14 protein-coding genes are annotated in these 13,364 nt (G+C 73.8%); 8 read left to right on the forward strand and 6 right to left on the reverse strand.

The window, feature by feature from the left end:
* The first annotated feature begins 114 nt into the window (after positions 1-114).
* The 5 genes from ACZ52R_RS20230 (at position 115) to ACZ52R_RS20250 (ending at position 6,423) form a co-directional block, all read left to right on the forward strand.
* A complete protein-coding gene (locus ACZ52R_RS20230) occupies positions 115-861 on the forward strand; it encodes an HAD family hydrolase (RefSeq protein WP_465615803.1) in 747 nt (248 codons plus the stop codon).
* A 253-nt stretch (positions 862-1,114) separates the two neighbouring features.
* Positions 1,115-3,520 (forward strand): glycoside hydrolase family 65 protein, encoded by a 2,406-nt coding sequence (locus ACZ52R_RS20235; RefSeq protein ID WP_465753838.1) that lies wholly within the window; start codon positions 1,115-1,117, stop codon positions 3,518-3,520.
* A gap of 236 nt (positions 3,521-3,756) precedes the next feature.
* Positions 3,757-5,469 (forward strand): pyruvate dehydrogenase, encoded by a 1,713-nt coding sequence (locus ACZ52R_RS20240; RefSeq protein WP_465753851.1) that lies wholly within the window; start codon positions 3,757-3,759, stop codon positions 5,467-5,469.
* A gap of 79 nt (positions 5,470-5,548) precedes the next feature.
* Positions 5,549-6,184: a helix-turn-helix domain-containing protein gene (locus tag ACZ52R_RS20245; RefSeq protein ID WP_465615807.1), complete on the forward strand. Its 636-nt coding sequence runs from the start codon at positions 5,549-5,551 to the stop codon at positions 6,182-6,184.
* 32 nt (positions 6,185-6,216) lie between these two features.
* Positions 6,217-6,423, forward strand: coding sequence for a DUF6126 family protein (locus tag ACZ52R_RS20250; protein ID WP_465753839.1), 207 nt, complete (start codon positions 6,217-6,219; stop codon positions 6,421-6,423).
* 65 nt (positions 6,424-6,488) lie between these two features.
* On the opposite strand, the gene pdxR is transcribed toward ACZ52R_RS20250, so the two are convergent.
* Positions 6,489-7,922 carry a MocR-like pyridoxine biosynthesis transcription factor PdxR gene (pdxR, locus tag ACZ52R_RS20255; protein ID WP_465615811.1) on the reverse strand — a complete coding sequence of 478 codons (1,434 nt, stop codon included), beginning with the start codon at positions 7,920-7,922 and terminating at the stop codon, positions 6,489-6,491.
* Between the two features lie 36 nt (positions 7,923-7,958).
* A complete protein-coding gene (locus tag ACZ52R_RS20260) occupies positions 7,959-8,405 on the reverse strand; it encodes a carboxymuconolactone decarboxylase family protein (protein ID WP_465615876.1) in 447 nt (148 codons plus the stop codon).
* Between the two features lie 81 nt (positions 8,406-8,486).
* Here ACZ52R_RS20260 and ACZ52R_RS20265 point away from each other — a divergent pair, with 81 nt between their 5' ends.
* Positions 8,487-9,389, forward strand: coding sequence for a sigma-70 family RNA polymerase sigma factor (locus ACZ52R_RS20265; RefSeq protein WP_465753840.1), 903 nt, complete (start codon positions 8,487-8,489; stop codon positions 9,387-9,389).
* A 103-nt stretch (positions 9,390-9,492) separates the two neighbouring features.
* Here the strand turns inward: ACZ52R_RS20265 and ACZ52R_RS20270 are convergent, their stop codons facing one another.
* The 3 genes from ACZ52R_RS20270 to ACZ52R_RS20280 all read right to left on the reverse strand — a co-directional run bounded on the left by ACZ52R_RS20270 (position 9,493) and on the right by ACZ52R_RS20280 (position 11,588).
* Positions 9,493-10,413, reverse strand: a complete 921-nt coding sequence (locus tag ACZ52R_RS20270) for an undecaprenyl-diphosphate phosphatase (protein ID WP_465615815.1) — start codon at positions 10,411-10,413, stop codon at positions 9,493-9,495.
* Positions 10,414-10,513: 100 nt separating this feature from the next.
* A complete protein-coding gene (locus ACZ52R_RS20275) occupies positions 10,514-10,702 on the reverse strand; it encodes a hypothetical protein (protein WP_360505863.1) in 189 nt (62 codons plus the stop codon).
* A gap of 103 nt (positions 10,703-10,805) precedes the next feature.
* Positions 10,806-11,588 carry an NRDE family protein gene (locus tag ACZ52R_RS20280; protein ID WP_465753841.1) on the reverse strand — a complete coding sequence of 261 codons (783 nt, stop codon included), beginning with the start codon at positions 11,586-11,588 and terminating at the stop codon, positions 10,806-10,808.
* 127 nt (positions 11,589-11,715) lie between these two features.
* Between ACZ52R_RS20280 and ACZ52R_RS20285 the strand changes: the two genes are divergently transcribed.
* On the forward strand, positions 11,716-12,213 hold the full coding sequence (locus ACZ52R_RS20285) for a carboxymuconolactone decarboxylase family protein (protein ID WP_360505858.1): 498 nt from the start codon (positions 11,716-11,718) through the stop codon (positions 12,211-12,213).
* Positions 12,214-12,224: 11 nt separating this feature from the next.
* Complete coding sequence (locus tag ACZ52R_RS20290; protein ID WP_360505856.1) at positions 12,225-13,043, forward strand: isocitrate lyase/PEP mutase family protein; 819 nt, start codon at positions 12,225-12,227, stop codon at positions 13,041-13,043.
* A 63-nt stretch (positions 13,044-13,106) separates the two neighbouring features.
* Here the strand turns inward: ACZ52R_RS20290 and ACZ52R_RS20295 are convergent, their stop codons facing one another.
* Complete coding sequence (locus ACZ52R_RS20295; RefSeq protein ID WP_360505853.1) at positions 13,107-13,364, reverse strand: hypothetical protein; 258 nt, start codon at positions 13,362-13,364, stop codon at positions 13,107-13,109.

The following is a 13,364-nucleotide window of genomic DNA, read 5'->3' on the forward strand; positions in this document are numbered from 1 at the left end:
CGCGTGCCCCCCGTAGCCGCCCGCGGCACGGCCGGGCCGGCGGAAGCCGCCCTTCCCGCGACGCGCCGCCGGGAAATGGGCGGCTTCCCCCCGTTCCCGGGTAAGACTGCACCCATGCTGGGGCTACCGGACGACATCCGCGCTTTCCTCTTCGACCTCGACGGGGTGCTCACCCAGACCGCGAAGGTGCACGCCGCGGCCTGGAAGGACACCTTCGACGCCTTCCTGCGCGCCGAAGCCGCCCGCACCGGCGGGCCGTTCGTCCCCTTCGACGCCGTCATCGACTACGACACCTACGTGGACGGCCGCCCACGCCTCGACGGCACCCGGGCGTTCCTGCACAGCCGAGACATCGACCTGCCCGAGGGCACCCCCGACGACCCGCCCAACTCCCGTACCGTCCAAGGGATCAGCCGGGCCAAGAACGACACCGTGCTGCGCATGATCCGCGAGCAGGGCGTCCAGCCGTACGAGGGCTCGGTCGCCTACGTGCACCGGCTGCGCGCGGCCGGGCTGCCCAGCGCGGTGGTCTCCTCCAGCGCCAACTGCCGTGACGTGCTGCGGGCGGCGGGCATCGAGGAACTGTTCGACGTGATCGTGGACGGCACCGTCGCCAAGGCCGAGGGCCTGCCCGGCAAGCCCGCTCCCGACACCTACCTGTACGCCGCCCGCGCGCTCGGCGTCGAGCCCGCGCGCGCCGCCGTCTTCGAGGACGCGCTCGCCGGGGTCGCCTCCGGCCGGGCCGGCGGCTTCGGCGCGGTGGTCGGCGTGAACCGCACCGGACAGGCCGCCGAACTGCGCCGCGACGGCGCCACCGTGGTCGTCGACGACCTCTCCGAACTCCTGCAGGAGCCCGTATGAGCGAGCGCAGCGAGGTGGGTGCATGAGCGAGCGTAGTGAGCGAGTCATCGAGGGGTGCGTCTGGGCGGATGCCCCTGCCGAGCGCAGCGAGGTGGGTGCATGAGCGAGCGTAGTGAGCGAGTCATCGAGGGGTGCGTCTGGGCGGATGCCCCTGCCGAGCGCAGCGAGGTGGGTGCATGAGCGAGCGTAGTGAGCGAGTCATCGAGGGGTGCGTCTGGGCGAATGCCCCTGCCGAGCGCAGCGAGGTGGGTGCATGAGTCCCTCGGACAACTTCGCGATCGACCCCTGGCAGATCACCGAACTGGGCCTGGACCTGGCCGCGCTGGCCCGCTCCGAGTCCGTCTTCGCGCTCTCCAACGGGCACATCGGCCTGCGGGCCAACCTGGACGAGGGTGAGCCGCACGGCCTGCCCGGCACCTACCTCAACGGCGTCTTCGAGCTGCGCCCGCTGCCGTACGGCGAGGGCGGCTACGGCTACCCGGAGTCCAGCCAGAGCGTCATCAACGTGACCAACGGCAAGATCATCCGGCTGCTGGTGGACGACGAGCCCTTCGACCTGCGCTACGGCGAACTCATCAGCCACAAGCGCTGGTTGGACTTCCGCGAGGGGCTGCTGCACCGCGAGGCCGAGTGGGTCTCCCCGGCCGGCCGGACCATCCGGGTGCGCTCCTCCCGGCTGGTCTCGCTCACCCAGCGCGCCGTCGCCGCCGTCGAGTACAGCGTCGAGGCGGTGGACGGCCCGGTGCGGATCGTCCTGCAGTCCGAGCTGGTCGCCAACGAGCAGCTGCCCGGAGGCCCCGAGGGCGACCCGCGCGCCGCGGCCGTCCTGGAGGCGCCGCTGCAGTCCGAGGCGCACCACGCCACTGCCACCAAGGGCGTCCTGGTCCACCGCACCCGCTACAGCGGCATCCGGGTCGCGGCCGGGATGGACCACGTCATCGAAGGCCCGGAGAAGCTCGACACCGTCGCCGAGGCCGACCCCGACCAGTGCCGGATCAGCGTCACCTCCGTGCTGGAGCCGGGACAGCGGCTGCGGCTGGCCAAGTTCATGGCCTACGGCTGGTCCGGCACCCGCTCGCTGCCCGCCGTCCGGGACCAGGTGGAGGCCGCGCTGACCGCCGCCCGGTACACCGGCTGGGACGGACTGGTCGCGGAACAGGCCGAGTTCCTGCGGGAGTTCTGGGAGACCAGCGACATCGAGATCGAGGGCGACGTCGAACTCCAGCAGGCCGTCCGGTTCGCGATCTTCCACGTCCTGCAGGCCGGCGCCCGCAGCGAGGAGCGGGCCATCCCCGCCAAGGGGCTGACCGGCCCCGGCTACGACGGGCACAGCTTCTGGGACACCGAGACCTTCGTCCTGCCGGTGCTCACCTACTGCCTGCCCGCCGCCGTCAACCAGGCCCTGCGCTGGCGGCACACCACCCTCCCGCTGGCCCGCGAACGGGCCACCCAACTCGGCCTGTCCGGCGCGGTGTTCCCGTGGCGGACGATCCGCGGCGAGGAGTGCTCCGGGTACTGGCCGGCCGGCACCGCCGCCTTCCACATCGGCGCCGACATCGCCGCCGCCGTCGCCCGTTACGTCCGGGCCACCGCGGACGAGGAGTTCGAGCGCGAGTACGGGCTCGAACTCCTCGTCGAGACCGCCCGGATGTGGCGCTCGCTCGGCCACCACGACGTCGCCGGCAGGTTCCGGATCGAGGGCGTCACCGGCCCCGACGAGTACAGCGCCGTCGCCGACAACAACGTGTTCACCAACCTGATGGCGCAGGCGAACCTGCGCGCCGCGGCCGAGGCCGCCGTCCGCCACCCGCGCGAGGCCGCCGCCCTCGGCGTCGACACCGAGGAGACCGCCGCCTGGCGGGACGCGGCCGCCGCGATGTACATCCCGTACGACGAGGACCTCGGCGTCCACCCGCAGGCCGACGACTTCACCCACCACCAGGTGTGGGACTTCGAGAACACCCCGCCCGAGAAGTACCCGCTGCTGCTGCACTTCCCGTACTTCGACCTGTACCGCAAGCAGGTGGTCAAGCAGGCCGACCTGGTGCTCGCCATGCAGGTCCGCGGCGACGCCTTCACCGACGAGCAGAAGGCCCGCAACTTCGCCTACTACGAGCGCCTCACCGTCCGCGACTCCTCGCTCTCCGCCTGCACCCAGGCCGTTATCGCCGCCGAGGTCGGCCAGCTCGACCTCGCGTACGACTACACCGCCGAAGCCGCCCTGATGGACCTCCACGACCTCGGCGGCAACACCCGCGACGGCCTGCACATGGCCTCGCTCGCCGGGGCCTGCATCGCCCTGGTGGCCGGCTTCGGCGGGCTGCGCGACCACGACGAGACGCTGTTCTTCCGCCCCCGGCTGCCGTCCGGGCTGATGCGGCTGAGCTTCTCCCTGCTGGTGCGCGGACACCTGCTCGGCGTCCGGATCAGCCACGAGCAGACGACGTACACGCTGCGCCGCGGCGAGGTCCTCCATCTGCGGCACGACGGCGAGACGGTCCAGGTCAAGGCGGGCCGGCCGGTCACCCTGCCCACCACCGCCCCGCCCGCGCAGGAGCGCGTCGCCCAGCCTCCCGGCCGCGAACCGGCCCGCCGCCAACCCCAGGCGGGCCTGGCTGCCGGCAAACTCGGCCAACCGGACCACCTCGCGGCCGAGTAGCGCCCGGCCCCCGACCTGCCCGGCTCCCGACCTGCCCGGCTCCCGACCTGCCCGGCTCCCGACCTGCCCGGCTCCCGACCTGCCCGACCCTCGACCTGTCCTGTCACCCGACCTGCCCTGTCACCCGTTCGGCGCACCCCGGTTGCGCGCACCCCCCGTCCGTCGGAGGGTGCAGGTGCCCATGACGATCGGCGCCCAGCGAAGGAGTCGCACCCGTGGCGAGCGTGGCCGAACAGATGGTGGAGGTGCTCCGGCAGGCCGGGGTGGAGCGGGTCTACGGCGTCGTCGGCGACAGCCTCAACCCCGTCGTGGACGCGATCCGCCGGTCCGAGGGCATCGGCTGGGTGCACGTGCGCAACGAGGAGGCCGGCGCCTTCGCGGCCGCCGCCGAGGCCGAACTCACCGGCCGGCTCGCCGTCTGCGCCGGCTCCTGCGGCCCCGGCAACACCCACCTCGTCCAGGGCCTCTACGACGCCCAGCGCAGTGGCCTGCCCGTCCTCGCCCTCGCCTCGCACATCCCGTCCGGCCAGATCGGGACCGGCTTCTTCCAGGAGACCCACCCCGAGCGGGTGTTCACCGACTGCAGCAACTGGTGCGAGATGCTCTCCACCCCCGCCCAGCTGCCCCGGCTGCTGCGGATCGCCATCCAGCACGCGCTCGGCTCGCACGGCGTCTCGGTGCTGGCCTTCCCCGGCGACGTCGCCGCGCTGCCCGCCGCCGGACCCACCGGCACCAGCCACTTCCTCACCGAGCAGGCCGTCGCCGCGCCGCCGTGGTCCCAGGTGCAGGAGCTGGCCCGGCTGCTCAACGCGGCCCGCAAGGTCGTGCTGTTCTGCGGCGCGGGGGTGCGTGGCGCGCACGCCGAGGTGATGGAGGCGGCGCAGGCCCTGAACGCGCCGATCGGCCACTCCCTGCGCGGCAAGGAATGGATCCAGTACGACAACCCGTACGACGTCGGCATGAGCGGCCTGCTCGGCTACGGGGCCTGCCACGAGGCGCTGCACTCCGCCGACCTGGTGCTGCTGCTCGGCACCGACTTCCCGTACGACTCCTTCCTGCCGCAGGTCCACACCGTCCAGGTCGACCACGACGCGACCCGCCTCGGCCGCCGCACCGCGCTCGACCTGGCCGTCCACGGCGACGTCGCCGCCACCCTGCGGGCCGTCCTGCCGCTGCTGGACGCCGAACCCGACCGCGCCTTCCTCGACGGCATGCTGCGCAAGCACTGCCGCGCGCTGGAGGACGTGGTCGGCGCCTACACCCGCGACATCGAGAAGCACCTGCCGATCCACCCCGAGTACGTCGCCGCCGTCCTCGACGACGTCGCCGCCCAGGACGCGGTGTTCACCGTCGACACCGGCATGAACAACGTCTGGGCCGCCCGCTACCTGCAGCCCAACGGCCACCGCCGGGTGATCGGCTCCTTCCTCCACGGCTCGATGGCCAACGCCCTCCCGCACGCCATCGGCGCCCAGCTCGCCAACCCCGGGCGCCAGGTGATCGCGATGGCCGGCGACGGCGGCCTCGGCATGCTCCTCGGCGAACTGCTCACGGTGGCGAAGCACCGGCTGCCGGTGAAGACCGTGGTGTTCAACAACGGCGCGCTCGGCATGATCAAGCTGGAGATGCTGGTCTCCGGCTACCCGGAGTACGAGATCGACAACGGGGACGTGGACTACGCGGGGATCGCCCGGGCGATGGGGATCCCGGCCAAGCGGGTGGCCGAACCGGCCCGGGTGCGGGAGGTGCTGGCCGAGGCGCTCGAACGGCCCGGGCCGGCCCTGGTGGACGTGGTCACCGATCCCAACGCGCTGTCCATCCCGCCGCACATCACCGCCGCCCAGCTGAAGGGCTTCGCGCTGGCGGCCGGCCGGACGGTGCTCTCCGGCGGCGTCGGACGCATGATCGACCTGGCCCGGAGCAACCTGCGGAACATCCCCCGGCCCTGAGCGACGGGGGAGCGCCTCCGGGGCTTGCCTCTGAGGCAAATTTCTTGCCCGTGCGGCACGCCAGGTGTCCACTGGGCACATGACCACCAGCTCCACCGGCACCCCCGCCACCGGCGACCAGCTCGACGACCAGGAGGTCGCCGGCCTCGCCGCCCGCCTCCGCGAGCACCGGCTCAGCAGCCGCCTCACCCTGGAAGTGGCCGCCGCGCGGATCGGACTCTCCCCAGCGTATCTCTCCCGGCTGGAGACCGGCCGGCGCCAGCCCTCGCTGCCCGTCCTGCTCGGCCTCGCCCGCGCCTACGGCACCTCGGTGTCCGGCCTGCTCGGCGAGACCATGGCCGAACCGGACCCGGTGGTCCGCGGCGGCGCCATCGAACCCGGCCGGGCCGGCGGCTGGGGCTACCGCCGGGCCGGCGCCCCCGGCCGCGCCATGCAGGCCCTGCGGGTGCACGTCCCGCCGGGTGTCCAGGACGCGGTGGTCCGGGTCCACCCCGGCGAGGAATGGCTGTACGTCCTGCAGGGCGCACTCCGGCTCACCCTCGGCGACCGGGTCCACCACCTCGCCGTGGGCGACTCCGCCCACTTCGACTCGCTCACCCCGCACTGCATCGCCGCCGAGTCGGACCACGGCGTCGAACTGCTCTTCGTCCACACCCTGCTGCAGAGTCCCGGCGGCGAACTCTGCCTCGGCGGCGGCCCCGCCGCGACCCACTGACCTGCCGTCAGAACACCTCGGAGGAGATCCCCATGGCCGATCCCGCCACTGCCGCCCCGGCCCCCGCCACTGCCACCCCGGCCGCTGCCGCTGACACTCCCGCCGGCCCGAAGACCATGGACGCCGGCAAGTGGGCCAACAAGCGGGTCTACCTCCGGCTGGTCATCTACACCGCCGGCATCCACGTCTTCGCCGGCTTCATCATGCTCCTGTTCGAACTCGGCAGCCGCAACAAGTAGCCGCCCCCGCCGCCCGCCCGCCCCCACCCCGAGGGAGGCGGGCGGAACCCTTCGCCCGCTCCTCCTCACGCGCCACGCAGCAGTTCGCAGAGGGCCTGCAGTGCGGCCGGGAAGGCGTGGTCGGGCGGGGTGCCGTAGCCGATGACGAGGGAGGGCGGGGTGTCGGTGGGGGTCGGGGTGGCGCGGTGCCAGGTGAGGCCGTTCAGGGAGAGGCCGACGGCTTGGGCACGGGCGAGGAGTTCGGCTTCGGGGGTGGAGCCGGGCGGGAGTTGGAGGACGGCGTGCAGGCCGGCCGCGATGCCGGTGACCCGGACGTGCGGGGCGTGTTCGGCGAGTGCGGCGACCAACGTGTCGCGGCGGCGCCGGTAGTGGAGGCGGCAGCGCCGTACGTGGCGGTCGTACGTGCCGGAGGTGATCAGCTCCGCCAGGGTCAGCTGGTCGAGCACCGGGGACATCGTGTCGGCGAGCACCTTGAGCCGGGCGACCGGTTCGACGAGGGCGTCCGGCAGGGCGAGCCAGGCCAGCCGCAGGCCCGGCGCGAGGCTCTTGGCGGCCGTTCCGGCGTACACGACGCGTTCCGGGTCGAGTGCCTGCATGGCACCGAGCGGTTGCCGGTCGTAGCGGAACTCGCCGTCGTAGTCGTCCTCGATGACGTACCGGTCCTGTTCGCGCGCCCACCGCACCGCCTCGGCCCGCCGTTCGGCGGAGAGCGGGGCGCCGGTGGGGTACTGGTGGGCCGGGGTGAGCAGGGCGGCGCCGGGGCGGGTGTCGAGCCGGTCGGTCCGGGCGCCCTCCTCGTCCAGTGGCAGCGGGACGGTGGTGAGTCCGGCGGCCCGGGCGATGGCGTGCTGGGGCGGCAGCCCGTACTCCTCGACGGCGAGCGCCTGGGCGCCGCGCTGCCGCAGGGCGGTGCAGAGCAGGCCGAGGCCCTGGGTGACGCCGGAGCAGATGAGCAGGTGGTCGGGGTCGGTACGGACGCCGCGGACCCGGGCCAGGTAGTGGGTGAGGGCCTGCCGCAGTTCGATCCGGCCGAGAGGGCTGCCGTAGTCGAGGGCTTCGTGCGGTGCGGTGGCGAGGGCGCGGCGGGCGGCGGCGAGCCAGGCGGTGCGGGGGAAGAGCGAGAGGTCGGGCCGCCCGGACATCAGGTCGTGCCGGACGGGCCGCCGCCGGGGCTCGGTCCGGGCGGCGGCCCGCCGGCCCGCGGCGGGCGGGTCCGGCACGGTCCGTCCGGCGACGGTGGTGCCGGAGCCCTGCCGGGAGTTCAGCCAGCCTTCCGCGGTGAGCTGGCCGTACGCCTCGACGACGGTGTTGCGGGCGATCCCGAGGTCTTCGCCGAGGGCCCGGGAGGAGGGCAGTCTGGTGCCGGGTCCGAGTCTCCCGTCCTGGACGGCCTCGCGCAGGGCGTCCTCGAGGGCGGCCCGCAGCCCGGCTCCGGCGGCGCGCCGCTCGGTGAGGTCCAGGTGCAGGTCGCCGCCGAAGGAGGTCCAGGAGCCGGTCACGCTCCCATTCTCGCGCGGGGGAGCTGCCAGCCGGGTTCACCAGGTGGTGCCGGCGGGCTCTTCGATGGTGGTGTTGATGCGGTTGAAGAAGTTGGTCAGCGCGATCATCAGGATGATCGCGGAGAGCTGCTCCTCGGTGAAGTGGTCGGCGGCGGCGTCCCAGATCGCGTCCGGGACGGCCTTGCCGGAGCGGTCGGCGATGCGGGTGGCGGCTTCGGTGAGTTCGAGGGCGGCGCGTTCCTCGTCGGTGAAGAACGGTGCCTCGCGCCAGGCCGCGACGGCGTGCAGCCGCTCGTCGGTCTCGCCGTGCTTCTTCGCGCCGTTGACGCCCGAGAACACGCAGGCGCTGCAGCCGTTGATCTGGCTGGCGCGCAGGTGGACCAGTTCCAGGAGCTGCGGGGCGACGCCGCCCTGGTACGCGGCCTTGTAGATGGCCTGGATGCCCTTGGTCGCGTCCGGCAGGACCATGGCGGGGTTCTTCATGCGGGCGGTGGTCACGGTGATCTCCTCTTCGGTTAGCGTCCGTCACTGGACCGACGGATCCCGACGCGAGGATGTGACAGCGTGAGCGAGGAAATTTCTCCGGCCGAACTGGCCGTGCTGGCAGGGCGTTTCGAGGCGGAGCGCGCGCAACTGCGGGCGGTGGCCTACCGTATGCTCGGGTCGATCGCCGAAGCCGAGGACGCCGTCCAGGAGGCCTGGCTGAAGCTGAGCCGCAGCGACGTGGGCGAGGTGCGCAACCTCGGGGCCTGGCTCACCACGGTGGTCGGCCGGGTCTGCCTGGACCAGTTGCGCTCCCGCACGTCCCGCCGGGAGGACCCGCTGCCGGAGCAGGACGGGCAGGTGCGGTTGCCGGACCCGGTGGTGAGCGGGTTGGCGGCGTTGGACCCGGTGCACGAGATCCTGGTCGCCGACTCGGTCGGGATCGCGCTCATGGTGGTCCTGGAGACGCTGTCCCCGGCGGAGCGGGTGGCCTTCGTGCTGCACGACATGTTCGAGGTGCCCTTCGACGGGATCGCCGAGGTGCTCGGCCGTACCGCGGCCTCCACCCGGCAGCTGGCCAGTCGCGCCCGCCGTCGGGTGCAGGGCGCCACCCCGGCCGCGGACGCCGACAACGCCCGTAAGCGGGAGGTGGTGGAGGCCTTCCTGACGGCCTCCCGGGGCGGTGACTTCGATGCCCTGCTGACCGTGCTGGACCCGGACGTGGTGGCCCGTTCCGACGGCGGCACGCTGGTGCCGAGCGTGCTGCGCCGGGGTGCGGCGGACGTCGCGTCGCAGGCGATCGCCTTCGCCCGCTTCGCCGCCGACGGCGCTCTGGTCCTGGTCAACGGTTCGCCCGGGGTGGTGTCCTTCGCCGAGGGCCGTCCGCTGTCGGTGATGTCGTTCACCATCCACGAGGGGCGCATCACCGAGATGAACATCCTCACCGACCCGACCCGCCTGGCCGCCCTGGGCCTCGTGGTCTGAGGCCCGGCCGGTGCTCGGGGCCCGTCCGGCACCCCGCCGGCCGGGCCCGGAGGGCCGCCCACCGCGGCGCGTCCCGCCCGGTCCGGCCGTTCCCCGTGGGTCGTCAGACGGACAGGTAGACCGCGCTGCCGACGCCGGCCAGGAAGCAGTAGACCGCGAACGGCGTCAGGCTGCGGGTCTCGAAGTACTTGGTGAGGAACCGCACCGAGACGTACCCGGCGACGAAGGCCGCGACGCTGCCCGCGGCGACCGGGCCGAGCACGGCGGAGTTCTCCGGCTTGAACAGCTCGGGGACCTTCAGCACCGAGGCGGCCAGGATGACCGGGGTGGCGAGCAGGAAGGAGAAACGGGCGGCGTCCTCGTGGTGCAGTCCGCGCAGGATGCCGGCGCTCATGGTGACGCCGGAGCGGCTGATGCCGGGGAACAGCGCGAGGATCTGCGCGGCGCCGATCCAGGCGCCCTGCCCGTAGCCCAGCCTGGTCAGCCGCTGGTCGGAGGCGACCGCCGGGTCCAGGCCCGGCTCGTCGACGGGGGCGGCGTGCCCGGTGGCCCGGCGGCGGCCGGTGCCGCCGCGCTTGAGCCGTTCGGCGCCGAGCAGCACGAGCCCGTTGAGGGCGAGGAAGACGGCGGCCGGGACGGGCTTGCCGAGCGCGTTGCGCAGGGCCTTCTCCAGCACGAGGCCGGCCACGCCGACCGGGATGGTGGAGAGGATGAGCAGCCAGGCGAGCTTCTCGTTGCGGCTCTCCACCCGGCGGTGGCGGATCGAGCTGAGGAGCCCGCCGACGATGCGGACCCAGTCGTTCCAGAAGTACACGACCAGCGCGAGCGCGGTGGCCAGGTGCAGGGCGACCAGGGCGGCGAGGTAGGACGAGCCCTCGGCGGTCATGTCGAGGTCGTGCTGGATCTTCCCGCCGATCAGGGCGGGCAGCAGGATGCTGTGGCCGAGGCTGGAGACCGGGAACAGTTCCGTCACACCCTGCAGCAGGCCGACGCCTATCGCTTCCGGGTAGGTCAGGGTGGACATCGCGCACCTTCGCTCGGGGGGTCGGCGGCCGGCCTGATCCGGTGGCCCTCGCGAAGCTACTACGGGCATGTAGACGCCCGGCAGTCCCGCCGCCAGAAGTTCACCGACCGTACGTCCGGGCGACATCGGCGCCGAGATGGTGGATCAACGCCCCTGCTACGACGGCCAGTACGGTGGGGGACGGGACGGCCCGGTGCGCCGCGTCGCCGAGCAGGACGACGGCGCTCACCGCGAGCGGCGTGCCCACCAGCGGCAGGGCGACGGTCAGGACGGCGGGCAGGCGGTGCATCGTGGCTCCTCGGGGTGCGGCTTCGGGCTCGGCGCACGCCACGATGCCGCCTCCCGCAACGTCAGGTTCAAGTCCCTGACGCCGTAGCCGCCGACGGCGGGCCTCAGGAGACCGCCACCCGCTGCCAGCCCGACCCGTCCGCCGCCACCGGGGCGGCCGCGAAGTCGTACCGCAGTCGGTCCGGCCCGAGCGCGAGCAGCGAGATCGACGAGGAGCCCCAGATCCGCCCGTCGCCGAAGTCCCGCCGCTGGATCAGCGCCGCGTCCTCGTCCCGCGCCAGCCCGTCGCCGGAGACGATCGGCAGCCACCCGCCCCAGGCCCGCGCGGCGGGCCCGTCGCCGGTCGGTTCGGGCCGGGGCGCGGCGGTGAAGCGGGCCCGGAAGTGGGCGGCGCGGGCGGCCATCAGCGCGCTGATCCGCTCGGAGGCGGAGCGGTTGGCGGCCAGGCCCTCCAGCCCGTCGTTGAGCACCACGCTGAGGCCGGCGGGCAGTTCGCGCTCCGCCAGGCGGTTGCCGTCCCAGCTGGCGACGGTGGCGCCGTCCGGGCGGACCAGGACGAGGTGGAAGGGGTCGTACGGGGTGAGGTCGAGGTGGCCGATGCCGCCCTCCGTGACGGCGGTGAGCGGCAGTCGGCCCCGGGTCCGCCGGGAGTCGGCGGGGGCGAGCGGGCCGAAGCCGTTCAGCAGGCAGGCGGCGGTGCGCCGGGCGGGGTCGACGGCCAGCCAGGTGCCGCCGGCCGCGAGGTCCAGTCCGCCGAGCAGTTCGGGCCGGTCCGGCCAGTGGTGGTCCGGCGGCAGCCAGGCGCGCCCCAGGTACTCGTCCCGGACGGACAGCAGCAGCACCGGCACCGCCGCACCCGGCTCGATGCTGACGAACGCCGTGCACACGACCCTGTCCCCTGACCTCGTCCTCCCAGCGATCCTCGCACGCCTGTTCGTGCACCGGAAGTGGCCCAAGGAACCCGGCACCCAATGCACCAGTGCAACGGGCCACCGACTGCCTAGGCTGGCAGCCATGACGACGACGAATGAGACCGTGACGGCGGACGGGACCCACGCCCACGTGCCCGGCCCGGACCAGCGCCTCTCGATGCCGGAGCACGCCCCCGCCTACTACCAGGCGATGGTGGCCGTGGACCGGGCCTCCCGGACGGGCCTCGACCCGGTGATCGTCGAGCTGGTCAAGCTGCTCGCCTCGATGATCAACGGCTGCGCCTTCTGCATCGACATGCACTCCACCGACGCCGTCAAGCAGGGCGAGCGGGAGCACCGTCTGCTCTCCCTCCCGGCCTGGCGCGAGACCCCCTGGTTCACCGCCCGCGAGCGCGCCGCCCTGGCCCTCACCGAGTCGGTCACCCTGCTGACCCAGGGCCACGTGCCGGACGCCGTGTGGGCGGAGGCCGCCGGGCAGTTCGAGGAGGCGGAGCTGGCCCAGCTGGTCGCGCTGATCGCCACCATCAACGCCTGGAACCGGATCGCCGTCAGCACCCGCATGAGCCCGGCCGCGAAGTGAGGAGCGGGGACATGACGACGCTGACCGCCCAGCAGGAGAAGGCCCGGCTGCTCCGGGAGCTGCACCGCCCGGGCGAGCCCCTGGTGCTGGCGAACGTGTGGGACGCGGCGAGCGCCCGCCTGGTGGCCGTCGCCGGGGCCCGCGCGGTGGCGACGGCCAGCGCGAGCGTCTGCTGGTCGCTCGGCAGTCCGGACGGCGGCGGCGCCGACCGCGAGCAGGTGCTGGCCAGGACCGCCCAGGTGGTCCGGTCGGTCGACCTGCCGGTCACCGCGGACCTCGAGAGCGGCTACGCGGACACCGCCGCCGGGGTCGGCGAGAGCGTCACCGCGCTGCTCGACACCGGCGCGGTCGGGGTGAACCTGGAGGACGGGGGACGCCCCCTGGAGGAGGCCGCCGAGCGGATCGCGGCGGCCCGGGCGGCGGCCGACGCGGCCGGCGTCCCGCTCTTCGTCAACGGGCGCACCGACGTGTTCCTGCTGGGGATCGGCGCCCCGGAGAGCCGGCTGGACGAGGCGGTCCGCCGGCTGCGGGCGTACGTCGAGGCGGGCGCGGACGGCGTGTTCGTCCCCGGCGTGGCCGACCCGGAGACCATCGCCGCCCTGGTCGCGGCCGTCCCGGCGCCGCTGAACGTGCTGGCCGGCCCGGGCTCGCCGTCGGTCGCCGAGCTGGCGAAGCTCGGCGTGGCCCGGATCAGCCTCGGCCCGGGTCTGGCCAGGGCGGCGTACGCGGCGGTCCGCCGGGCCGCCGAGGAGGTGTACGCGAGTGGCACGTACACCGCCCTCGACGGCGGGCTGACCTACCCGGAGCTCAACGGGCTCTTCGCCGGCTGAGCACCTCGAACCGGGCGGCCGGCCGTTCGGGGGTCGGCCGGCCGCCCTCGGCTGACCGGGTGGTCAGCCGATCTGCCCGCTGAGCCCGGGGTGGCTCATCTGGTTGGTGCCGACGGCCTCCACCTCGTCGGCGGTGTGCCCGACCACCGGGAGCTTGCTCGCGGTCTTCAGGGCGAGGTCGGCGGGGGAGAGGCTCAGGCCGTCGGTCAGGCCGCCGGTGGCGTCCGGCGAGGAGGCGGTCTGGGTGGCGGCGGAGGCCGCCGGGGCGGCGATGGCGAGGCCCGCCATGGTGAGGGCGGCCAGAGTGGCGAGTTTCTTCAT

It is taken from the genome of Kitasatospora sp. NPDC034023, from assembly GCF_055575795.1.

Excerpts from the sequence above, each read along its gene's own strand:
- ACZ52R_RS20230 (WP_465615803.1), top strand. The coding sequence starts at position 115 with ATGCTGGGGCTACCGGACGACATCCGCGCTTTCCTCTTCGACCTCGAC.
- ACZ52R_RS20235 (WP_465753838.1), top strand. The coding sequence starts at position 1,115 with ATGAGTCCCTCGGACAACTTCGCGATCGACCCCTGGCAGATCACCGAA.
- ACZ52R_RS20240 (WP_465753851.1), top strand. The coding sequence starts at position 3,757 with ATGGTGGAGGTGCTCCGGCAGGCCGGGGTGGAGCGGGTCTACGGCGTC.
- ACZ52R_RS20245 (WP_465615807.1), top strand. The coding sequence starts at position 5,549 with ATGACCACCAGCTCCACCGGCACCCCCGCCACCGGCGACCAGCTCGAC.
- ACZ52R_RS20250 (WP_465753839.1), top strand. The coding sequence starts at position 6,217 with ATGGCCGATCCCGCCACTGCCGCCCCGGCCCCCGCCACTGCCACCCCG.
- ACZ52R_RS20260 (WP_465615876.1), bottom strand. The coding sequence starts at position 8,405 with ATGAAGAACCCCGCCATGGTCCTGCCGGACGCGACCAAGGGCATCCAG.
- ACZ52R_RS20270 (WP_465615815.1), bottom strand. The coding sequence starts at position 10,413 with ATGTCCACCCTGACCTACCCGGAAGCGATAGGCGTCGGCCTGCTGCAG.
- ACZ52R_RS20275 (WP_360505863.1), bottom strand. The coding sequence starts at position 10,702 with ATGCACCGCCTGCCCGCCGTCCTGACCGTCGCCCTGCCGCTGGTGGGC.
- ACZ52R_RS20285 (WP_360505858.1), top strand. The coding sequence starts at position 11,716 with ATGACGACGACGAATGAGACCGTGACGGCGGACGGGACCCACGCCCAC.
- ACZ52R_RS20290 (WP_360505856.1), top strand. The coding sequence starts at position 12,225 with ATGACGACGCTGACCGCCCAGCAGGAGAAGGCCCGGCTGCTCCGGGAG.
- ACZ52R_RS20295 (WP_360505853.1), bottom strand. The coding sequence starts at position 13,364 with ATGAAGAAACTCGCCACTCTGGCCGCCCTCACCATGGCGGGCCTCGCC.